The sequence below is a fragment of the Ruegeria sp. BHSC223 genome, from assembly GCF_059613025.1.
Genome location: NZ_JBXWRR010000019.1, coordinates 1 through 21,107 on the forward strand (window position 1 = coordinate 1; position 21,107 = coordinate 21,107).

Sequence of the window (21,107 nt, forward strand, 5' to 3'; positions counted from 1 at the left end):
GCCGCGGACGATCCCCCAGCAAAGCCCGTACAGCCGCCAAACCCTCATCGCTATAAACACGACCCTTCGGCAATCGACGCCCTCGACCACGACCACTCTTCCATACGCCCGGTTCGCCGCCTGATGATTTGCTGTCCAATGGTGCCATGTCGCCCTCCGATCAGAGCCCGTCTCTCATCAGAATAAGATATCGTCAAATCGCATCTTTCGAACGCACGATAACGACGCCTTATCACCGCAATGAGGCAACCACCTGCCGCAGGGCCGTCACCGTCGGCAGTTCCGGATCGCGGTCCAGCGTGGCCAGCGCAATGGGTTTGGACACAACCGGGTCGATCAGCGGCAACACTTTTGTGCCGCGCAGATCGCCCAGCGCCCGGACCAGAACACGCGGCACCACGGCGGCCGCCAGCCCCTCACGCGCCATTACCATCGCGGCGGTAAAGCCGCTGGTCTCGGCCACGATGCGCGGATGCAGACCCTGTTCGGCGAATATCCGGTCCAGGATGCGCCGGTTCTGCATCTGTGGCTCCAGCAGGCAGAGCGGAAACTCGGCCACCCGCGCCCAGGGGATCGGCCCGGTCACCTCGGTCAGATGTGCGGGCACCAGCAGCACATAGGTTTCCTCGTAGAGTGGCTGCACATGGCGCAGATCGGTGCCGATACTGTCGCCATAGGTGATGCCCGCGTCAATCGTGCCTTCGTCCAGCCCCTGCTGGATCGCGGTCGAGGACATCGAATCGATCCGCGCCACGATCCGCGGATGCGCCTGATGCAGCCGCCGCACCAGCCGCCCGGTAAAGGCCAGCGCGGTCGGGATCACTCCCAGGATCAGCGCACCCGAAATCTCGCCCCGGACCGCCGCCACCTCTTGTTCCAGCGCCTTGGCATCGCCCAGGATGCGGCGGGCGCGGCGCACGATCATCTCGCCTTCTTCGGTCAGGCCCTGAAACCGGTTGGCACGGCGCACGATGGTGACACCCAGCCGCTCTTCGAGATTGCGGATCCGCATCGAAAAGGCCGGTTGCGAGATTCCGCAATCCTCGGCCGCCTTGGCAAAGTGTCGATGCCGCGCCAGGGCGCTGAGCAATTGCAGGTCGCGCAGTTCGATCAAGTCTCTGTTCCCGGTCCGCTCCGTGCGCCACAATAGACCAGACGGCCCGCAACAACAGCCCGGTTTCCAACAAGCGGTTGACACGAATCGAAACCGGGAAATACCGTTAGCGTACAAATGAAATCCACCGGACGGACGAGACGACGCTCATGGCCTATCACGCCCCTGCCTCACTGAAGGAGGCGCTCGACCGCCTTGCCGAGAGGGACATGCGCGTTGTCGCCGGCGGCACCGATGTCTATCCGGCGCAAGGGGCGGCACCGTTCGGCGGGGATATCCTTGACCTGACGCGGATCGCGGCTCTTCAGGGTATCAGCCGGGCGGCTGAGGGTTGGCGCATCGGCGCCACCACCACATGGACCCAGATCGCCCGGGCCGACCTGCCGCCCGCCTTTGACGGCTTGCGCGCCGCTGCGCGCGAGGTGGGCAGCATCCAGATCCAGAATGCGGGCACGGTTGCGGGCAACCTGTGCAATGCCTCTCCCGCCGCCGATGGGGTGCCGCCGCTGCTGACGCTTGGGGCGCGGGTCGAGCTGACCTCGACCACAGGCCAGCGGGTGCTGCCGCTGGCGGAGTTTCTGACCGGTGTCCGCCGCACCGCCCTGCAACCGGGCGAGTTGGTCAGTGCCCTTCTGCTGCCCGATCCGCCCGCCCATGCGCGTGGCGCCTTTGTCAAGCTGGGGGCACGGCGCTATCTGGTGATTTCCATCGCCATGGTGGCGGTGGTGATCGGATGCGACGCGCAGGGGCGGATCGACCATGCCTGCGTCGCGGTGGGCGCCTGTTCGCCGGTGGCGCAGCGGCTGAGCGCGCTGGAACGCGACCTGACCGGCCAGCGCCCCGAAGATATCCGCGTCACCCCCGCGCATCTCACCCCGCTCTCGCCCATCGACGACGTGCGCGGCAGCGCCGGGTACCGGCTGGATGCAGTGGCCGAACAGATCACCCGCGCGATCCGCGCGGCAGGAGGACAGTGATGGACCGTCCCTTGTCCACAACAACAGATTTCACCCTGAACGGTGCGCCCGCGCGCGCCACCCCGCAACCGGGCGAACGCCTCTCGCGGATGCTGCGCGAGCGTTGCGGCGCGCGCGAGGTCAAGGTGGGCTGCGACGCGGGCGATTGCGGCGCCTGTACCGTGCTGGTCGACGGCGCCCCCGTCTGCGCCTGCCTGACCCCTGCCCATCAGGTGGCGGGCCGCCGGGTGGACACGTTCAAGGGGCTTGCCACCGACCCTGTGGCGCAGAAGCTCAGCGACAGTTTCCTCGCCCATGGCGCGGCGCAATGCGGCATCTGCACGCCCGGCATGATGGTGGCCGCCACCGCGCTGCTGCGCGAAACCCCGGAGCCGAGCGAGACGCAGGTTCAGGATGCGCTTGGCGGCGTGCTTTGCCGCTGCACCGGCTATCGCAAGATCATCCAGGCGGTGATGCAGGCGGGCGCACCGCTGCCCACCCCCGTCGAAGGCGACGGACATTCCGGCGCGGCCATCCCCCGGCTCGACGGTCTGGGCAAGGTGGCGGGAACCGAAGCTTATGGCGACGATGTTGCCCCCATGGGCACGGTGGAGATCCTGCTGGTGGGCGCGCCCTACCCCCGCGCGGGCTTCACGCTGGGCGATATCGAGAGCTGGCACAGCGCCCACGTGGGTGTGGTGGCGGTGCTGACCGCCGCCGACGTTCCGGGCCGCAACCGGTTCGGCGTGATGCCGGGGTTCGAGGATCAGCCGGTGTTTGCCGAAACCGAAACCCGGTTTCGCGGCGAACCGGTCGCCGCCATCGTCGCCTCGCCCGAGGTGGCCGCAACGCTCGACCTCGCCCTGTTTCCGGTTACATGGACCCGGCTCGACGCGGTGGAAAACGTCGCGGACGCCACCGCCCCCGGCGCGCCGCTGCTGCACAAGGACCGCGCGGGCAATGTCATGGTCACTGGGTTTGTCGCCTGCGGCGATGCCGAGGCGGCGCTTGCTGCCTCGGACGTGGTGGTCGAGGGGCGCTATGCCACCCCCTTTGTCGAACATGCCTATATCGAGCCCGAGGCGGGCTATGCCTATCTGGACGGCGACAAGGTGGTGGTGCATGCCTGCACTCAGGCCCCGGTGCTGGACCGCGACGGGCTCCAGATGGTGCTGGGCCTCGGCTCTGATCGCATCCGCATCATCCCCACCGGCGTCGGCGGCGGTTTCGGCTCGAAGCTCGACATGTCGGTGCAACCCTATCTGGCGATTGCCGCGCTGAAGACCGGACAGCCGGTGCGGCTGGCCTATAGCCGGGTGCAGTCGATGCAGATGAGCACCAAGCGCCACCCCTCCGAGCTGCACCTGCGCATCGGCGCCAGCGCAGACGGGCGGCTCAAGGGGTTCGCGCTGCAAGGCCGGTTCAATACCGGCGCCTATGCCAGCTGGGGGCCGACCGTGGCGAACCGGGTGCCGGTGCATGGCTCGGGCCCCTATTTCATCCGCGACTACCGGGCCCAGGCGCAGGGTATCCACACCCATTGCCCGCCCTCGGGTGCGTTTCGCGGCTTTGGCGTGCCGCAGGCCGCCATCGCGCAGGAAACCCTGTTCGACGAGCTTGCCGAAAAACTGGGGATGGACCCGCTGGAGTTCCGCCTGAAAAACGCGCTGAACACCGGCCAGCCCACCGTCTGCGGCCAGGTCTTTACGCAAGGCGTCGGCATCCGCGCCTGTTTGCAGGCGCTGAAACCCGACTGGAGCCGCGAGCGCGCGGCGACCGAGGCCTTCAATGCCGAAAACTCGGTCCTGAAACGCGGCGTCGGCATCGCGGCGGGCTGGTATGGCTGCGGCAACACCTCGCTGCCCAACCCCTCGACCATCAAATGCGGTATCCGCGCCGATGGCACGGTCGTGCTGCATCAGGGCGCGATGGATATCGGCCAGGGCGCCAATACCGTCATCACACAGCTTTTTGCCACCGCGCTTGGCATCCCGACCCACCGGATCGAACTGATCGGCGCCGATACCGACCTGACGCCCGACGCGGGCAAGACCTCGGCCTCGCGCCAGACCTTTGTCACCGGCAATGCGGCAAGGCTGGCAGGCGCGGCGCTGCGCGCCGCGATCCTGACCCGCGTCAATGCCGGGCCCGAGGCCACGTTGACGCTGGGCCAGGGCCGGATCCACATCACCGACAATGGCCGAGCCCATGTGATCGACCTTTCCGACCTGCCCACGGACGCCGACGGCTATGTCCTCGGCGCCTCCGAGACCTATGACCCGCCCACCAAACCGCTCGACAAGAACGGCCAGGGGGTGCCTTACGCCCAGTTCGGCTATGCCGCCCATCTGGCGGTGGTCGAGATCGACACACGGCTGGGCACAATCCGCCCGCTCCGCTTTACCGCCGCCCATGACGTGGGCCACGCGGTCAACCCCGCCCTGGTCGAAGGCCAGGTCGAGGGCGGCATCGCCCAAGGTCTCGGCATGGCGCTGATGGAGGAATATATCCCCGGCCGCACCGACAACCTGCACGACTACCTGATCCCCACCATCGGCGACGTGCCCCCGATCGAAACCCTGATCATCGAGGACCCGGACGAACACGGCCCCTATGGTGCCAAGGGGCTGGGCGAACACGCCCTGATCCCCACCGCGCCTGCACTGCTGAACGCGATCCGCCACGCCACCGGCGTTGCCATCCGCCAGACCCCCGTCACCCCCGCCCGCCTGCGCGCCGCGCTGAAGGAAGCCGGACATGACTGACCGTATCCGCCCCGAAAAGATCCGCTGCGACGCCTGCCCGGTGCTCTGTTACATCGCCGATGGCAAATCCGGCGCCTGCGACCGCTATGCCAACCATGGCGGCGAACTGGTCCGCCTCGATGCGCTCACCGTGATCGAAAGCGGCAGCACCCGCGTCGTGCCCTTCCTCAAGGATGCGCAGACAGGCGATGACTGGGACGGTAACATCGTCCAGCAGAACCGCGCCTTTGTCACCGCCGTCGGTGCCGGCACCACCTATCCCGATTACAAGCCCGCCCCCTTCATCGTCAGTCAGGAGGTCGAGGGCGTCGACATGGTCACCGTCGTGACCGAGGGCATCTTCTCCTATTGCGGCGTCAAGGTGAAGATCGACACCGACCGCCATATCGGCCATGAACGCGACGTGGTGCGGGTCGATGGCGAGCCCATCGGCCATGTGATGACCAGCGAATATGGCTCCAAGATGCTGTCTCTGGGCGGTGTCGAGCACCTGACCGGCGGGTCCAAGAAAGAAGGCCGCGTGACCTGTGACGCGCTCCTGCGCCTGTGCAATTGCGAAGCGGTCGAGATGGTGATCGGCGAACCGGGCCATGAAACCACGCTGATCGTGCAGGCGGGCCGCGCCCCCATCATCAACGGGGCCGAGGAAAAGCTGATGCGCGTCGGCTGCGGTTCTGCCGCCATCGGCATGTTCGCGAAACAATGGCTGGGCCATGCCGATGACGTGGTGGTGGTCGACGACCACATCACCGGCGTGCTCAGCGAGCATCAGGCGGGCAAGATGCTCGACGTGCCGCCCACCGGCATCCGCATCAAGGGCCGCCGCTCCACGCCGGGCCGCTATTTCCAGGTGGCCGATCCCGGCACCGGCTGGGGCGGAACCGATGTCGAGGATCCGCTGGTCATCCTTGATAAATTCAAGCCCGACACAGCCTGGCCCGGCCTGCGCTTGATGATGGTCTCCACCACAGGCGAGCAATTCGCCTATTACGAGCTGGACGCCGATCTGGTGCCGCAGCCGGTACCGATCCCCGAGAAACTGCGCGCCTCAGCGGAACTGATCGCGGAAAACTGCGAACCCTCGGTCTGTTCGGTCCTCTTCATGGGGGGCGCGGGCGGTAGCTTGCGCGCGGGCGTGACAGAGAACCCGGTGCGGCTGACCAAATCGGTGAAATCCTCGCTCACCCATGTCTCCTGCGGCGGGGCGGCGGCCTATGTCTGGCCCGGCGGCGGCATCACCGTGATGGTGGACGTGACCGAGATGCCCTCGAATTCCTTCGGTTATGTGCCCACGCCCGCTCTGGTGGCCCCCATCGAGTTTACCATGCGGGTCAGCGATTACGGCACGTTGGGCGGCCATGTCAGCGAAATCAAACCGGTGGCCCAGGTGGTGTCGGAACGCGACCGCAAGCTGGGCAAGCGCGACACCCAGCCCGACCCCAACGCGCGCGAGAATTACCGCTGGTCGCGGGGGGAGGACGCATGACCGGAGCTGTCGCCGCCCTGCTGCCCGATGGCAAACGGCTGCATTTGCAGCACGGGCCCATCGACCTGATCATCGGGGCCGAGGGCGGACCGGGCGCGCGAAAGGCCGCGTTTGCCGCCGCAACCGCGCGGTTCCAGACGGTGCTGGAGGAACTGGTCGGTGAACTGCCGCTCCTGAAAACCGAACTCACCCCCGATGCGCCCCTGCCCCGTGGCCCGGTGGCCCGGCGCATGGACGCCACCTGCCGCCCGCTGATGGCGTTGCGCCTCACCCGCATGGCCGCCGTTGCCGGTGGTGTGGCCGACGAGGTGCTGGCCGCGATGCTGGCCGCCGCGCCGCTGACCCGCGCCTATGTGAACAACGGCGGCGATATCGCCCTGCACCTGAGGGGCGAGGCTCGTTTCACCCTCGCCATGGCCACGCCCTACGGGCACGACCTTGGCCGCATCTCGGTCAGCGCCAGCGACGGGATCGGCGGCATCGCCACCTCGGGTCTGGGTGGCCGCAGCCTCAGCCTCGGCATTGCCGAGAGCGTCACGGTTCTGGCCCGCAGCGCCGCCGCCGCCGACGCGGCGGCCACGCTGATCGCCAACGCGACCGACCTGCCCGGCCACCCCGCGATCCGCCGCGCTCCTGCCTGCGCAGTCAGAGATGACAGCGATCTGGGCCACCGCCCCGTTGTCACCCATTGCGGTGCCCTTGCCCGCAACGAGGTCTTGCATGCCCTTGAAAACGGGCAGAAACTGGCAAGTGAATTGATCGCCGCCGGACACATTCGTGCCGCCCATCTGTCCTTGCGCGGACAGGCCCGCCATGCCGGCGCCATCCCCGTGACCGCCCCTGAAAGGAGCCTTGCCCTTGCCTGACCTGATCCTCAGAAAAACCGTCTCGGCACTGGAAGAGATCTGGCACGAGGGAGGCCCGGTGGCCGCAACCCCGCTGCGCCGGGCCTCGGTCATGAGCATCCTCAAGAACCCCTTTGCCGGGCGGTACGAACCCGAGATCCAGGGGTTCATGGAGGATCTCAAACCCCTAGGCCTGAGCATGGCGCGGCAGCTTCTGGACATGCTCGGCGGGCCGGAACAAATCGAGGGCTATGGCAAGGGCGCCCTGATCGGCGAGGCGGGAGAGCTGGAACATGGCGCGCTCTGGCATGCGCCGGGGGGCTATGCGATGCGGCAGCTCTTGGGCACCGCCAATGCCATCGTGCCCTCGTCGAAAAAGGTGGGTGGTGTCGGCGCCCGGCTGGACGTGCCGATCACCCATATCAACGCCTCTTACGTGCGCAGCCATTTTGACAGTATGGAGGTTGGCAGCAACGATGCGCCCCGCGCCGACGAGATGGCGCTGGTGCTGGTGATGAGCACCGGTCCGCGGGTGCATTCCCGCGCGGGCGGGCTGGAGGCCTGGCAGATCAAGGGAGAGGACGGGCTGAGATGACCAAGATCCGCAAGATCGCTGTATTCATTGAGGAAACCCGCATCGAAGCGGGCCGCGAGATATCCCCGCCCACCCGCAAGGCGGTGGCCGTGGCGGTGATCGAGAACCCGTTTGCGGGCCGCTATGTCGAGGATCTGACCGAGCTGATGGACACCGGCGCCGAGCTTGGCGCGCTGTTGGGCGAGCGCTGTGTGCAGGCGCTGGGGATCGCACCCGAGCAGGCCGAAAGCTATGGCAAATCCGCGATGGTGGGCGAGAATGGCGAGTTGGAACATGCCGCCGCCATCCTGCATCCGAAACTGGGCGCGCCCCTGCGCAAGGCGGTGGAAAAAGGCGCGGCGCTGGTGCCCTCGTCCAAGAAGATGGGCAGCCCGGGACAGGTGCTGGACGTACCGCTGGGCCACAAGGACGCGGCCTATGTCCGCAGCCATTTCGACGGGATCGAGGTGCGGCTGAACGATGCGCCGCGCGCAAACGAGATCATGGTGGCGGTTGCCGTTACCGACAGCGGCCGCCCGCTGCCGCGTGTCGGCGGGCTGACCCATGACGCGGCCGAAGGCAAGGACGGCCTGAGATGAGCCTCGCGGCCTGCCCCACGGGCGGGCCGCCCAGACAGAGGCCGGGGCAACCGGCCCGTTTGAGACCAACAGATCAACCGGAGGGAAATGACATGACACTGATCAGACGTACCGTACTGGGCGCTCTGGCCGCATTGCCGCTGGCGGCACTGACGCCTCAGATCGCCCGCGCGGCCGATACCATCGTGCTGGGCGAGGTGAACAGCTATACCCGCCTGCCCGCCTTTACCGAGCCTTACAAGAAGGGCTGGGAACTGGCCATTGAGCAGATCAACGCCGCTGGCGGCGTGCTGGGCAAGGACCTTGTCGTGGTCAGCCGCGACGATACCGGCGACCCGGCCACCGCCATCCGCATCGCCGAAGAGCTGATCGCCAAGGAAGGCGCGGTGATGATCTTTGGCACCTTCCTGTCCAATATCGGGCTGGCGGTCGCGGATTTCGCGAACCAGAAGCAGGTGTTCTTCCTTGCCTCCGAGCCACTCTCGGACGCGCTCGTCTGGTCCAAGGGCAACAAATATACCTATCGCCTGCGCCCCTCGACCCATATGCAGGCCGCCATGCTGGCCGAACAGGCGGCCAAGCTGGATGCGGTGAAATGGGCCACGGTGGCGCCCAACTATGCCTATGGTCAGGACGCGGTCGCGGCCTTCAAGGCGGAACTGACACGCCTGCGTCCCGATGTGGAATTTGTCGAGGAGCAGTGGCCGCCGGTCTTCAAGATCGACGCAGGCCCCACCGTGCGCGCGCTTGAGGCATCGAAGCCTGACGCGATCTATAACGTCACCTTTGGCGGTGATCTTGCCAAGTTCGTGCGCGAAGGCTCTCTGCGTTACCTGTTCGACGACCGCCCGGTGGTGTCGCTGCTGACGGGCGAGCCCGAATATCTCGAGCCGCTTCAGGGCGAGACGCCGAATGGCTGGATCGTCACCGGCTATCCCTCGACCGATATCGACACGCCCGAGCACAAGGCATTCGCCGAGGCCTATATGGCCAAGTTCGGCGAAGCGCCCAAGACCGGCTCGATCGTGGGTTACAACTCGGTTCTGTCGATTGCCGCCGCGATCACCAAGGCCGGATCGACCGACACCGAGGCGATGCTGGCCGCGATGGAAGGTCTGGAAGTGAGCAGCAGCCCGACCGGCCCGTTCATGTTCCGCGCCGCCGACCACCAGTCGACCATGGGCGCCTATGTGGGCAAGACCGCGCTGGTCGATGGCCAGCCCAAGATGGTGGATTGGACCTATGCCGATGGCGCGGCCTATCTGCCCTCCGAGGAAGAGGCCGCCAAGCTGCGCCCGGCGGAGTAACGCCCTGAAACCCGAGGGGCCATGCGCCCCTCGGGACCCTGACCTGACCAGAGGAAGACCGGCCTGATGGGCTTTTATCTCGCACAATTGCTGACGGGACTGGCGAACGCGTCCTCGCTGTTCCTGATCGCGTCGGGCCTGTCGATCATCTTCGGCGTGACCCGGATCGTGAACTTCGCCCATGGCTCGTTCTACATGCTGGGGGCCTATCTGGCCTATACGCTGGTGACCACGTTACAGGGCGGCATCCCGGGCTACTGGTTCAGCGTGCTGGCGGCGGCGGTGCTGGTGGGCGGCATCGGGCTGGTGGTGGAACTGACCATCCTGCGCCGCATCTACCGGGCGCCGGAACTGTTCCAGCTGGTCGCCACCTTTGGTGTCGTTTTGATCGTGCAGGACCTGACGCTGGCGATCTGGGGAGCCGAGGATCTGCTGGGGCCACGCGCGCCCGGCCTTGACCGCGCGGTGCGCCTGATGGGCGAACCGATCCCCGAATACGACCTTGCCCTGATCGCCATCGGGCCCGCCGTGCTGGCGGCGATCTGGCTGGTATTCCACCGCACCCGCTGGGGCGTGCTGGTGCGCGCGGCCACGCAAGACCGCGAGATGGTGGGCGCCCTGGGCGTCAATCAGGCCTGGCTGTTCTCGGCCGCCTTCGTGCTGGGCTCGGCCCTGGCCGGGCTGGGTGGCGCATTGCAAATCCCGCGCGAGGCGGTGTCGTTGCAAATGGACCTGTCGATCATCGGCGAGGCCTTTGTGGTGGTGGTGATCGGCGGTATGGGCAGCGTCACGGGGGCCTTTGTCGCTGCGGTGCTGATTTCGGTCCTCAATGCCTTCGCCATCCTGATCTTTCCGCAGGTCTCCATCGTGCTGCCCTTTGTCGTGATGGCGGCGGTGCTGATCGTGCGGCCCTATGGTCTGTTCGGCCGCCCCGGCAGCGAGCATGGCGGCGCGGAGGAGCCGGAACAGCCGTTGCGCCTGCTCGATCAGAGATCGACCATGGTGCTGCTGGCGCTGGTCGCGATGCTCGCCTTCAGCCCGGCGGTGGTGTCGGATTTCACCACCATCCTGCTGGTCGATGTGATGGTGGCGACACTCTTTGCGGTGTCGCTGCATTTCATGATGGGGATCGGCGGCATGGTCAGTTTCGGGCATGCGGCCTATTTCGGCGTCGGCGCCTATGCCGCCGCGATGGCGGTCAAGATGCTGGGCTGGGGCATGTTGCCCGCCATGGCGCTGGGGCCGGTGGCGGCGGCGCTGGCGGCGCTCTTCTTTGGCTGGTTCTGCGTGCGCCTGTCCGGCGTCTACCTCGCCATGCTGACCATGGCCGCGGCGCAGATCCTGTGGGGCGTCACCTTTCAGTGGCAGGATGTCACCGGCGGTGACGACGGCATTCTGGGAGTCTGGCCCGCCGAATGGGCCTCGTCCGACCGGGTCTATTTCTATCTGGCGCTGGTCCTGTGCCTGGGCGGTATCTGGCTGCTGAGACGCGTGGCGCATTCGCCCTTTGGCTATACCCTGCGCGGGGTCCGTGACAGCCGCATCCGGGCCGAGGCGATCGGCATCGACACCAGGTTCCATCAATGGATGGGCTTTACGCTGGCCGGAACGCTGGCGGGGCTGGCGGGCGCGGTCTTCGTGTTCTCCAAGGGCTCGGTCTTTCCCGACGCGCTCAGCATCGGGCACAGTATCGACGGGCTGATCATGGTCCTGTTGGGCGGCATTCATGCACTGGCAGGGCCGGTTTATGGCGCCATGGCGATGGTGCTGATCGAGGATTGGGTCAGCCGGCTCGACTACTGGCGGTTCATCTTCGGCGGCATCATCCTGACGGTGGTCCTGCTGGCGCCTGACGGGATCGCGGGCGGTGTCCGGCGGCTGATCCAGCTGGTGCGGAGGGATGCGGCATGACCCCGGTTCTTGAGGTACGCGGCCTGTCCAAGGCCTTTGGCGGGGTGCAGGCGGTCGACGATGTCAGCTTTGAGTTGCGACAGGGTGAGTTCCTCGCCCTGATCGGCCCCAATGGTGCGGGCAAGACCACCTGTTTCAACATGCTCAACGGCTATCTGCCGCCCAGCGCGGGTTCGGTCAAACTGAACGGGCGCGAGCTGATCGGCACGCCGCCGCGCCGGATCTGGCGCTTGGGGGTCGGACGCACCTTTCAGATCACCGCGACCTTCCTGTCGATGACGGTGCGGGAGAATGTGCAGATGGCGCTGATCTCGCATCACCGCCGGGCCTATGACCTGTTCTCGCGGGCGACGCGGATGTATCTGGACGAGGCGATGGCGCTGCTCGATCTGGTGTCGATGCGTGAACAGGCGGACCGGCCCTGTTCGGAACTGGCCTATGGCGACCTGAAACGGCTGGAACTGGCGATTGCGCTGGCGCATGAACCGGCTCTCTTGTTGATGGACGAACCCACTGCCGGAATGGCCCCGTCCGAGCGCGTGGCGCTGATGGCGCTGACGGCGGATATCGTGGCGCGCGGGCATGTCTCGGTCGTGTTCACCGAACATGACATGGACGTGGTCTTTGCCCATGCCCACCGGATCCTTGTGCTCAATCGCGGCCGGTTGATCGCCGAGGGCACCGGCGCCGAGATCCGCGCCAACCCGCTGGTGCAAGAGGTCTATCTGGGCGGTGGCCGCCTGTTCGAGAAGGAGCGCGGCAATGCTTGAGATCGACAGCCTCACCGCCCGATACGGGCGCGCGCAAATCCTGAACGGCGTGTCGCTGACACTGGGCCGTAACGAGGTGGTGGCGCTGTTGGGCCGCAATGGCGCGGGCAAATCCACCACCATGAAATCGGTGATGGGGCTTGTGCGCCAGACCGGCGGCAGCATCCGCCTTGACGGTGCGAACATCCTGGGCCGGGCGTCGCATCTGATCTGCCGCGCCGGGATCGGTTATGTCCCCGAAGACCGGCGCATCTTTGGCGAGTTGACGGTCGAGGAAAACCTCGAAGTGGGCCGCCGCCCCGCCCGCGAGGGCGCGCCGCAATGGACCACTGACCACCTGTTCCAACTGTTTCCCAACCTCGCCGAGCGCCGCCAGAACCTGGGCAAGCAACTGTCGGGGGGCGAGCAGCAGATGCTGAGCATCGCCCGCACCCTGATGGGCAACCCTTCGCTGGTGCTGCTGGACGAACCCAGCGAAGGGATCGCCCCGGTGATCGTCGAGCAGATGGCCAATGTCATATCGGAGCTGAAACGCGAGGGGCTGTCGGTGCTGCTGTCCGAACAGAACCTGCATTTCGCGCGCGAAGTGTCGGACCGGGCCTATATCATCGAAAAGGGCACCATGCGCTACGAGGGCGATTTTGCCGATCTCGACGCCCGCCCCGAGGTCTCGGCACAGTATCTGGCGGTCTGACGGTTGTGACCTGCCTGCCCTTGCGGTAAGGCGGGTCATTGCAAATTCCGGTGCACAGGGTGATGGACGACACGGCGCAACACGGGGCAGAGCCCTATCGGCTGGACGATCAGGTGGGCTATCTGCTGCGGCTGGCCAGCCAGCGTCATGCCGCGATCTTTCAGTCGCAGACCATCGAGGGGCTGACCGCGACCCAGTTCGCCGCGCTGGTGCGGCTGTCCGAACATGGCAAATGCTCGCAAAACCAGCTGGGCCGACTGGCCGCGATGGACGTGGCCACGATCAAGGGCGTGGTCGATCGGCTGCGGCAGAAGGGGCTGACGCTGGCCGAGCCCGATCCGGGCGACAAGCGGCGGATGCTGATCTCGCTCTCGCCGCAGGGCGCGGCGCTGGTGGCCCGAATGAAGGACGCGGGCGCGCGCATCACCGCCGACACGCTCGCCCCCCTGTCCCCCACCGAACAGCGCAGCTTTCTCAGGCTGCTGGCCAAGCTGTCATGATCTGACCGGCCTTTTCGGCGAGGCCTTGTCCAGCACCAGGTCCGAGCGCGAAAAGCGGATCGGCGTGCGCAGGCCCGGCACGCCCTCGGGCTCGATCCGCATGCCGCGATGGGCGATCTGCGGGTCGGCCAGCGCCTCGGCCACCGAGTTGATCGGCCCACCCGGCACGCCGCCCTGTTCCAGCGCGGCCAGCAGATCCGCCTTGGTCCATTTCAGGCACTCCGCCGTTAGCAGTTCGGTCATCTCGGCCCGGTGCGCGACCCGGTCGGGATTGGTGGCAAAGCGTGGGTCATTGATCAGCTCGGCCACACCAAGAATGGTGCAGAGCGTGCCATATTGCCGGTCATTGCCGCAGGCGATGATGATATGGCCATCGGCCACCGGGAACACCTGATAGGGCACGATATTGGGATGGGCATTGCCCAGCCGTGTCGGGCATTGCCCCGAGGCAAGGAAGTTCATCGCCTGATTGGCCAGCACCCCGGTCATGCAGTCGAGCAGGCTGAGATCCACATGCTGGCCCATCCCGGACCGTTCCCGTTCCGCCAGTGCCGCCTGAATGCCGATGACGCCGTAAAGCCCGGTAAAGATATCGGCAAAGGCCACGCCGATCTTTTGCGGCTCGCCCGCCGGGTCGCCGGTCAGGTCCATGATGCCGCTCATGCCCTGGATCAGGAAATCATAGCCCGCCCGATGAGCATAGGGGCCGTCCTGTCCAAACCCGGTGACCGAGCAATAGACAAGGCGCGGATTGACCTCTTTGACGCTGTCATAATCGAGGCCGAATTTCTTCAGCCCGCCGACCTTGAAATTCTCGATCAGCACATCCGCCTCGCGGATCAGGTCCAGCAGCTTGTCGCGATCTCCCGCATCCCCGAAATCCAGCGCGATCGAGGTCTTGCCCCGGTTGGCACCATGGAAATAGGCGGCCGAGCGATCGCCCTCGCGCTCGATGAAGGGGGGGCCCCATTTGCGGGTGTCGTCGCCCTCGGGGCTTTCGACCTTGAGCACTTCGGCGCCCAGATCGGCTAGGGTCTGGCCGATCCATGGCCCCGCCAGAATGCGGGCCAGTTCGACCACTTTCAGCCCTTGCAACGGTGCGCTCATCTGCCTGCCCTTTCCCTGCCGGTGACGTCAGGGCAGGTTCTGCCCTAGCTGACGATCCGGGGCAAGCGGGTTGCGGGCGGGGTGTTGCGGCTGCGCTCGCTGCGCACCACCCCGTCGATCACGGTCATGCCGACACCGGGCAGATTGCCCAGCTGCACCGATTCCAGAAGGGTTTTGCCCGGCGCATGCTGCGCCTGATCCATCAGCACGAAATCGGCGGCATAGCCCCGCTCCAGCAACCCGGTATCCAGCTCGCGCTGACGGGCGGTGTTGCCGTTGGCAAAGCAGAAGGCGATCTCGGCCGGGACATTGCCCAGCGCCGACAGCATCGCCACCATGCGCAGGATGCCCAGCGGCTGCACGCCCGAGCCCGCCGGCCCATCGGTGCCCAGAATGATCCGGTCCATCTGCTTCAACTCGCGCGCGGTGTTCAGCGTCAAAAGCGCGGCGCGCTCGTTGCCGTTATGCACGATCTCCAGCCCGGCGGTGCAGCTTTCGCACAGGCACATGATCTGGTCGTCGGGCAGCGCCGAATGGCCGCCGTTGATATGTCCGATCACATCCGTCCCGGTTTCCAGCACCATGTCCGCGTCAATCAGGCCCGAGCCGGGGATCGAGGGGCCGCCGGTATGAATGGTGGACTGGATGCCGTATTTGCGCGCCCAATCGACCATCTGACGGGCGGTCTTGCCGTCCTTGACCGTACCCAGACCGACCTCGCCCAGCAGCTTGACCCCGGCATCAGCCAGTTCCTTGAAATCCTGCTCGACCATGCCGTGTTCGATCACCGGAGCACCGGCCATCACCTTGACACCCGAGGGGCGGAAATTCTCGTACCAGCGCTGTGCCGCGATCGCCATCGCCTTGAGGCCGACGATATCCTTGGGGCGGCCCGGCATATGCACCTCGCCCGCCGAAATCAGCGTGGTCACGCCCCCGTGCAGGGTGCTGTCGATCCAGTGCAGCTGTTGCTGGCGCGGGGTATAATCCCCCACCACCGGGTGGACATGGCTGTCGATCAGGCCCGGCGCCAGGGTGACGCCATTGGCGTCGATCAGCGTGTCGGCGCCTTCGGTATCCAGATCACCCTCGTATCCCCAGTCCGAGATCCGTCCGTCGATGGCAATGACGCAATCGCCGTCATAGATCGGCTCTTCCATCTTGCCCGACAGCAACAGGCCGATATTGGTGATGACAAGCTTGCCCGACATGGCGCCCTCCGCGAAACGAGAAACTCGTTAGCACGCTAACATAGGCGGGGATTCGGTCAAGCGCCGGCTGTCCGGCCCATCGGGTCAGGTGTTGAAGAGGAAGTGCAGCACGTCGCCGTCCTTGACGACATAGCTTTTGCCCTCGGCCCGCATTTTGCCAGCCTCTTTGGCGCCCTGCTCGCCATTGCAGGCGATATAGTCGTCATAGGCGATGGTTTCGGCGCGGATGAAGCCCTTTTCGAAATCGCCGTGGATCACGCCCGCCGCCTGCGGCGCAGCGGTGCCCTGACGGATGGTCCAGGCGCGCGCCTCTTTCGGGCCGACGGTGAAATAGGTTTCCAGATGCAAGAGCGCATATCCGGCCTTGATCAGCCGGTCGAGCCCGGCCTCTTCCAGCCCCATCTCTTCGAGGAACATGGCGGCCTCGTCATCTTCGAGTTGGCTGATCTCTTCTTCGATCTGGGCCGAGATGATCACGTGGCTGTTGCCCTGCGCGGCGGCCATTTCAGCGACGCGGGCGGAATGGGCATTGCCCTTGGCCGCCTCGGCCTCGCCCACGTTGCAGACGTATAGCACCGGCTTGGTGGTCAACAGTTGCAGCATCTTCCACGCCTTGGCGTCCTCGTCGCTGACCTCGACCACGCGGGCGGGCTTGCCGTCTTCGAGCGCGGCCTGCGCCGCGGCCAGCAAACGGTCCTGCTGTTGCGCGTCCTTGTCATTGCCCTTGAGCTTGCGCACCAGATTGGCCCGGCGCTTCTCGATGCTTTCCAGATCGGCCAGCATCAGTTCGGTCTCGATGGTCTCGGCATCGGCCACCGGGTCGACGCGGCCCTCGACATGGGTCACGTCGCCGTCCTCGAAACAGCGCAGAACATGGGCGATGGCGTCGACCTCGCGGATATTGGCCAGGAACTGGTTGCCCAGCCCTTCGCCCTTGGAGGCGCCTTTGACCAGCCCGGCGATGTCCACAAATGTCATGCGGGTCGGGATGATCTGTTTCGACTTGGCAATCGCGGCCAGCTTGTCCAGCCGAGCATCGGGCACGCCCACCTCGCCCACATTGGGCTCGATGGTGCAGAAGGGGAAGTTTGCCGCCTGCGCCGCCGCGGTGCGGGTCAATGCGTTGAACAGGGTCGACTTGCCCACATTCGGCAGACCCACGATACCCATTTTGAAACCCATGACCGTCTCCTGATGCCATCTGACGGGGCCTTCTAGGCGGGTCGGCGCAAATGCGCAAGCCGCGCGCGCATCGGCATGTTTCACCCCTTCACGACTGCGCAAGCCCCGCGTGAGGCGACTTGATGGGTTACCGATCGGTACACATTTCTCCTGCCGAACACCGTCACAAGAAATGGCAGCGATATGAAACAGTTCCTTCTCTCCGCGATCCTGGCCTTTGGGCTTGCCGGCACAACGCAGGCGCAATCCCTTATCCTTGGCGCGGGATACGCGGATTTCCAGCACGAGCAGTCCCAAGATCAGGGGGTTCTGTCACTGGAATACCAGCACACGCCGTTCTGGGAGCGGGGTCGCCTCAGCGCCCGGTTGGCCGCGGCGGCGACGCTGCATGCGAATGGTGATTTCCACCTGGGCGCGGGCGTTGCCGGAGAATATGCCCTGGACAGAAACTGGTTCATCGAGGCCAGCGTGCTGCCCGGCGTCTATTTCGAGGGTGAGGACAGCAACACGCTGGGCAGCCGGTTCGAGGTGCGCAGCCTGTTTGGCGTCGGTTACCGCTTTGACAATGGCGATGCGCTGTCGCTGGCGATCACGCATAAATCGAATGCCTCGATTTCCGAGTTCAACCCGGGAGTCAACTCGGTTCTGCTGCGGTTCCACCGCTCTTTCTGAGCTGCGCGTCGGGTGTGGGATTGATTTTCGGCACGGTTTTCTGCACATCAGGCCGATAGCAGAACGCAAGGACGCCCGATGACCCGTATCGACGCCAAATTCGCCGAGTTGAAAGCCCAAGGCAAAAAGGCCTTTGTCTCATATGTGATGGCGGGGGATCCGGATTTCGACACCTCGCTGGAGCTGGTCAAGGGCCTGCCCGGCGCTGGGGTGGATGTTATAGAACTGGGTCTTCCCTTTACCGACCCCATGGCGGACGGCCCCACGATCCAGCTGGCTGGCCAGCGTGCGCTTGATGGCGGCATGACGCTTCAGCGGACACTGGATCTGGCGACCGAGTTCCGAAAGACCGACAACAGCACGCCCATCGTCCTGATGGGCTATTACAACCCGATCTACAATCGCGGCGTCGACCGGTTTCTGGCCGATGCCAAGGCCGCCGGTATCGACGGGCTGATCGTGGTCGACCTGCCGCCCGAGGAAGACGCCGAATTGTGCCTGCCCGCACAAGCGGCCGGTTTGAACTTCATCCGGCTCGCCACGCCGACGACCGACGACAAGCGTCTGCCGCGCGTGCTGCAAAACACATCGGGCTTTGTCTACTACGTCTCGATCACCGGGATCACCGGCGCGGCCGAGGCGCAGGCGACCGATGTCGGCCCCGAAGTGGCCCGGATCAAGGCGGCGACCGACCTGCCGATTATCGTGGGCTTCGGGATCAACACGCCCGAGAAATCGCGCGCCATCGCCAGCGTCGCCGATGGCGCCGTTGTCGGTTCGGCCATCGTGAGCCAGATCGGCGCGGGCAAACCGGTGGCCGAGGTTCTGGCCTTTGTCAAATCGCTGGCGGACGGCGCGCACAGCGCCTGAGCGTCAGGGCCGGCGCCGCAGGATGTTGATGCCTGAATATTCGGCAACCTTTTGGCCGTCCTGATTGTAGATCTCGCTCAGCACCGTGATCCGGCCACGGTCGGGTCGCGAACGCGACGCGGTACTCTCGGTGACCGTTGCCACCACCCGCAGCAAGTCGCCGGGGCGCACGGGCACCATCCACTTTACATCGGTCATACCTGGAGACCCCATCGAGGCCTCGGCCCAGAGGCCCGATGCATACCAACGCTCGAACGCGGTGACGAGCGTGTGCCAGCCGCTGGCGATGATCCCCCCGAACGGGCCGTCCTTGGCGGCCTCGGGGTCGATGTGGAACGGTTGCGGGTCCCATTTGCGCGCGAAATCCATGATCTCGTCACCCGTCATTTCCCACGGGTCGGACTCGTAGCGGAACCCGACCGGAAAATCCTCCCAGTATTTCATCATGCCCTCTGCCCTTGCTAAAGCGCCCGGTGCACAGTGTCGCGGCCAGACCGAGTTGCCAAGCGGCAAAAATATTGGTAAACAAATTTAACCAATTTTGAGGGACAGGATATGGCCGTCATCACCAATATCGAAGATCTCAAGCGGATCTATGAACGCCGCGTGCCGCGCATGTTCTACGATTATGCCGAAAGCGGCAGCTGGACAGAACAGACCTTTCGCGAGAACAGCTCGGATTTCGACCTGATCCGCTTGCGCCAGCGGGTTGCCGTCGACATGTCCGGCCGTTCGACCGCCAGCCAGATGGTCGGGCAGGACGTGGCGATGCCGGTGGCGCTGGCACCCGTGGGGCTGACCGGCATGCAGAACGCCGATGGCGAGATCAAGGCCGCCCGCGCCGCCAACGAATTCGGCGTTCCCTTTACGTTGTCGACGATGTCGATCAACTCGATCGAGGAGGTGGCCGAGGCCACGGGCCGTCCCTTCTGGTTCCAGCTCTACACCATGCGCGACACCGACTATACCAGCCGCCTGATCCAGCGGGCCAAGGCCGCCAAGTGTTCGGCGCTGGTGATCACGCTCGACCTGCAAATCCTGGGCCAGCGGCACAAGGATCTGAAGAACGGCCTGTCCGCCCCGCCGAAACTGACGCCCAGGACCATCGCCAACCTGATGACCAAATGGGCCTGGGGGATCGAGATGCTGGGCGCCAAGCGGCGCAATTTCGGCAATATCGTGGGCCATGTGCAGGGCGTGTCGGACACCGCCAATCTGGGCGCCTGGACCGCCGAGCAGTTCGACCCGACGCTTGACTGGGGCAAGGTCGCCAAACTGATGGAGCAATGGGACGGCAAGGTGATCCTCAAGGGTATCCTGGATGCCGAGGATGCAAAAATGGCGGCCAAACTGGGCGCCGATGCCATCGTGGTCTCGAACCACGGTGGCCGCCAACTCGATGGCGCGCTCAGCTCAATCCGCGTTCTGCCCGAAATCATGGATGCGGTGGGCGGCGACATCGAGGTGCATCTGGACAGCGGCATCCGTTCGGGTCAGGACGTGCTCAAGGCGCTGGCGCTGGGGGCCAAGGGCACCATGATCGGGCGCGCCTTTGTCTATGGTCTGGGTGCCATGGGGCAAGCTGGGGTGACCAAGGCGCTGGAAGTGATCCACCGCGAGCTTGACGTCACCATGGCCCTGTGCGGGGAAAAGAACGTGGCGAACCTGGGCCGCCACAACCTGCTGGTGCCCGAGGATTTCGGCGGCCGCTGGGTCTGAACCGGCAAACGGGGCAAAATCGGGCGAATCCCCCTTTCCTTTGGCCCCGATCCACTGTAAGAGCGCGGCTTCACGCGGGGCTACAGCCTTGGAGGAGCCCCGCCCTAACATTGGAGATATTATCATGGCTGGTGAGATTCCTGATCTCGTAGCTCTGGAACGGACGGGGACAGGCAAGGGCGCCGCTCGTCAGGCACGCCGCGACGGCATGGTTCCGGGCATTGTGTTTGGTGGCGACAACGATCCTCTGCCGATCCAGATCCCCTTCAACCGTCTGCTCAAGATGCTGAAGGCGGGCCGGTTCAAATCGACGCTCTTCAACCTCAAGGTCGAAGGCCACGAAGATGTCCGCGTGATCTGCCGCGACGTGCAGCGTGACGTGGTCAAGGACCTGCCGACCCACCTGGACCTGATGCGCCTGCGCCGCACCAGCCGGATCAAGCTGTTCATCCACGTGGACTTCGTGAACCATGCGGCGGCTCCGGGCCTGAAGAAGGGCGGCGTGCTGACCGTGGTGCGCCCCGAGGTGGAACTGGAAGTCACCGCAGGCGACATTCCCGAAAGCATCACCGTCGACCTGTCCGGTCTGAACATCGGTGACGTCGTGACCATTTCCAGCGTCAATCTGCCCGCCGGCGCCAAGCCGACCATCGACCGCGACTTCGTGATCGCCAACATCTCGGCCCCGTCGGGCCTGGCATCCTCGTCTGACGATGAAGAAGCCGAAGGCGAAGAGGCCGAAGGCGACGCCGAAGAATAATCTTCGCGACCGTCAACCCATCAGAAGGCGGGGCCGCGTTTGGCCCCGCCTTTTTTTGTAGTCAG

The 21,107-nt window shown here is 65.4% G+C and carries 20 protein-coding genes; 15 read left to right on the forward strand and 5 right to left on the reverse strand.

Translation table 11 applies throughout. The features are described from left to right. Positions 1–232: 232 nt before the first annotated feature. A complete protein-coding gene (locus AC2FNY_RS18550) occupies positions 233–1,114 on the reverse strand; it encodes a LysR family transcriptional regulator (RefSeq protein WP_234167231.1) in 882 nt (293 codons plus the stop codon). A 149-nt stretch (positions 1,115–1,263) separates the two neighbouring features. Between AC2FNY_RS18550 and AC2FNY_RS18555 the strand changes: the two genes are divergently transcribed. The 11 genes from AC2FNY_RS18555 (at position 1,264) to AC2FNY_RS18605 (ending at position 13,521) form a co-directional block, all read left to right on the forward strand. Continuing rightward, complete coding sequence (locus tag AC2FNY_RS18555) at positions 1,264–2,091, forward strand: FAD binding domain-containing protein (RefSeq protein WP_496803364.1); 828 nt, start codon at positions 1,264–1,266, stop codon at positions 2,089–2,091. Continuing rightward, the gene (locus AC2FNY_RS18560; RefSeq protein ID WP_496803365.1) at positions 2,091–4,835 is read left to right on the forward strand and encodes a molybdopterin-dependent oxidoreductase; all 2,745 of its coding nucleotides are present in this window, start codon (positions 2,091–2,093) and stop codon (positions 4,833–4,835) included. Before AC2FNY_RS18555 ends, AC2FNY_RS18560 begins: the two co-directional genes overlap by 1 nt. Next, positions 4,828–6,321, forward strand: a complete 1,494-nt coding sequence (locus tag AC2FNY_RS18565; RefSeq protein WP_496803366.1) for a 6-hydroxynicotinate reductase — start codon at positions 4,828–4,830, stop codon at positions 6,319–6,321. The genes AC2FNY_RS18560 and AC2FNY_RS18565 overlap by 8 nt, the downstream gene beginning before the upstream one ends. Beyond that, the gene (locus AC2FNY_RS18570) at positions 6,318–7,187 is read left to right on the forward strand and encodes a UPF0280 family protein (RefSeq protein ID WP_496803367.1); all 870 of its coding nucleotides are present in this window, start codon (positions 6,318–6,320) and stop codon (positions 7,185–7,187) included. The genes AC2FNY_RS18565 and AC2FNY_RS18570 overlap by 4 nt, the downstream gene beginning before the upstream one ends. Then, entirely contained in the window at positions 7,180–7,761 is a 582-nt protein-coding gene (locus AC2FNY_RS18575) for an amino acid synthesis family protein (RefSeq protein WP_234217163.1), read from the forward strand. The genes AC2FNY_RS18570 and AC2FNY_RS18575 overlap by 8 nt, the downstream gene beginning before the upstream one ends. After that, positions 7,758–8,339, forward strand: a complete 582-nt coding sequence (locus tag AC2FNY_RS18580; RefSeq protein WP_234140021.1) for an amino acid synthesis family protein — start codon at positions 7,758–7,760, stop codon at positions 8,337–8,339. The genes AC2FNY_RS18575 and AC2FNY_RS18580 overlap by 4 nt, the downstream gene beginning before the upstream one ends. A 92-nt stretch (positions 8,340–8,431) precedes the next feature. Next, positions 8,432–9,646, forward strand: coding sequence for an ABC transporter substrate-binding protein (locus AC2FNY_RS18585; protein ID WP_238905577.1), 1,215 nt, complete (start codon positions 8,432–8,434; stop codon positions 9,644–9,646). A gap of 66 nt (positions 9,647–9,712) precedes the next feature. Continuing rightward, positions 9,713–11,557, forward strand: coding sequence for an ABC transporter permease (locus AC2FNY_RS18590; protein ID WP_496803368.1), 1,845 nt, complete (start codon positions 9,713–9,715; stop codon positions 11,555–11,557). Then, positions 11,554–12,327, forward strand: coding sequence for an ABC transporter ATP-binding protein (locus tag AC2FNY_RS18595; RefSeq protein WP_496803369.1), 774 nt, complete (start codon positions 11,554–11,556; stop codon positions 12,325–12,327). Before AC2FNY_RS18590 ends, AC2FNY_RS18595 begins: the two co-directional genes overlap by 4 nt. Then, on the forward strand, positions 12,320–13,021 hold the full coding sequence (locus AC2FNY_RS18600) for an ABC transporter ATP-binding protein (protein ID WP_234143099.1): 702 nt from the start codon (positions 12,320–12,322) through the stop codon (positions 13,019–13,021). The genes AC2FNY_RS18595 and AC2FNY_RS18600 overlap by 8 nt, the downstream gene beginning before the upstream one ends. Before the next feature lie 62 nt (positions 13,022–13,083). Further along, positions 13,084–13,521 carry a MarR family winged helix-turn-helix transcriptional regulator gene (locus AC2FNY_RS18605; protein WP_011046570.1) on the forward strand — a complete coding sequence of 146 codons (438 nt, stop codon included), beginning with the start codon at positions 13,084–13,086 and terminating at the stop codon, positions 13,519–13,521. Here AC2FNY_RS18605 and AC2FNY_RS18610 read toward each other — a convergent pair. The 3 genes from AC2FNY_RS18610 to ychF form a co-directional block, all read right to left on the reverse strand. Then, positions 13,516–14,628: a CaiB/BaiF CoA transferase family protein gene (locus AC2FNY_RS18610; protein ID WP_496803370.1), complete on the reverse strand. Its 1,113-nt coding sequence runs from the start codon at positions 14,626–14,628 to the stop codon at positions 13,516–13,518. The two genes, AC2FNY_RS18605 and AC2FNY_RS18610, sit on opposite strands and share 6 nt — an antisense overlap. Positions 14,629–14,672: 44 nt before the next feature. Beyond that, complete coding sequence (locus AC2FNY_RS18615; RefSeq protein ID WP_234167244.1) at positions 14,673–15,839, reverse strand: amidohydrolase family protein; 1,167 nt, start codon at positions 15,837–15,839, stop codon at positions 14,673–14,675. An 84-nt stretch (positions 15,840–15,923) separates the two neighbouring features. Then, a complete protein-coding gene (gene ychF, locus AC2FNY_RS18620; RefSeq protein WP_496803371.1) occupies positions 15,924–17,021 on the reverse strand; it encodes a redox-regulated ATPase YchF in 1,098 nt (365 codons plus the stop codon). Positions 17,022–17,204: 183 nt separating this feature from the next. Between ychF and AC2FNY_RS18625 the strand changes: the two genes are divergently transcribed. After that, positions 17,205–17,693 (forward strand): acyloxyacyl hydrolase, encoded by a 489-nt coding sequence (locus tag AC2FNY_RS18625; RefSeq protein WP_234140028.1) that lies wholly within the window; start codon positions 17,205–17,207, stop codon positions 17,691–17,693. A 78-nt stretch (positions 17,694–17,771) separates the two neighbouring features. Continuing rightward, positions 17,772–18,563: a tryptophan synthase subunit alpha gene (gene trpA, locus AC2FNY_RS18630; protein ID WP_234140029.1), complete on the forward strand. Its 792-nt coding sequence runs from the start codon at positions 17,772–17,774 to the stop codon at positions 18,561–18,563. Between the two features lie 3 nt (positions 18,564–18,566). Here the strand turns inward: trpA and AC2FNY_RS18635 are convergent, their stop codons facing one another. Further along, the gene (locus AC2FNY_RS18635) at positions 18,567–19,010 is read right to left on the reverse strand and encodes a MaoC family dehydratase (protein WP_496803372.1); all 444 of its coding nucleotides are present in this window, start codon (positions 19,008–19,010) and stop codon (positions 18,567–18,569) included. A gap of 108 nt (positions 19,011–19,118) precedes the next feature. Between AC2FNY_RS18635 and AC2FNY_RS18640 the strand changes: the two genes are divergently transcribed. Both AC2FNY_RS18640 and AC2FNY_RS18645 read left to right on the forward strand, forming a co-directional pair. Continuing rightward, entirely contained in the window at positions 19,119–20,282 is a 1,164-nt protein-coding gene (locus tag AC2FNY_RS18640) for an alpha-hydroxy acid oxidase (RefSeq protein WP_496803373.1), read from the forward strand. Positions 20,283–20,406: 124 nt separating this feature from the next. Beyond that, positions 20,407–21,042 carry a 50S ribosomal protein L25/general stress protein Ctc gene (locus tag AC2FNY_RS18645; protein ID WP_234177955.1) on the forward strand — a complete coding sequence of 212 codons (636 nt, stop codon included), beginning with the start codon at positions 20,407–20,409 and terminating at the stop codon, positions 21,040–21,042. The last annotated feature ends 65 nt before the right edge of the window (positions 21,043–21,107 follow it).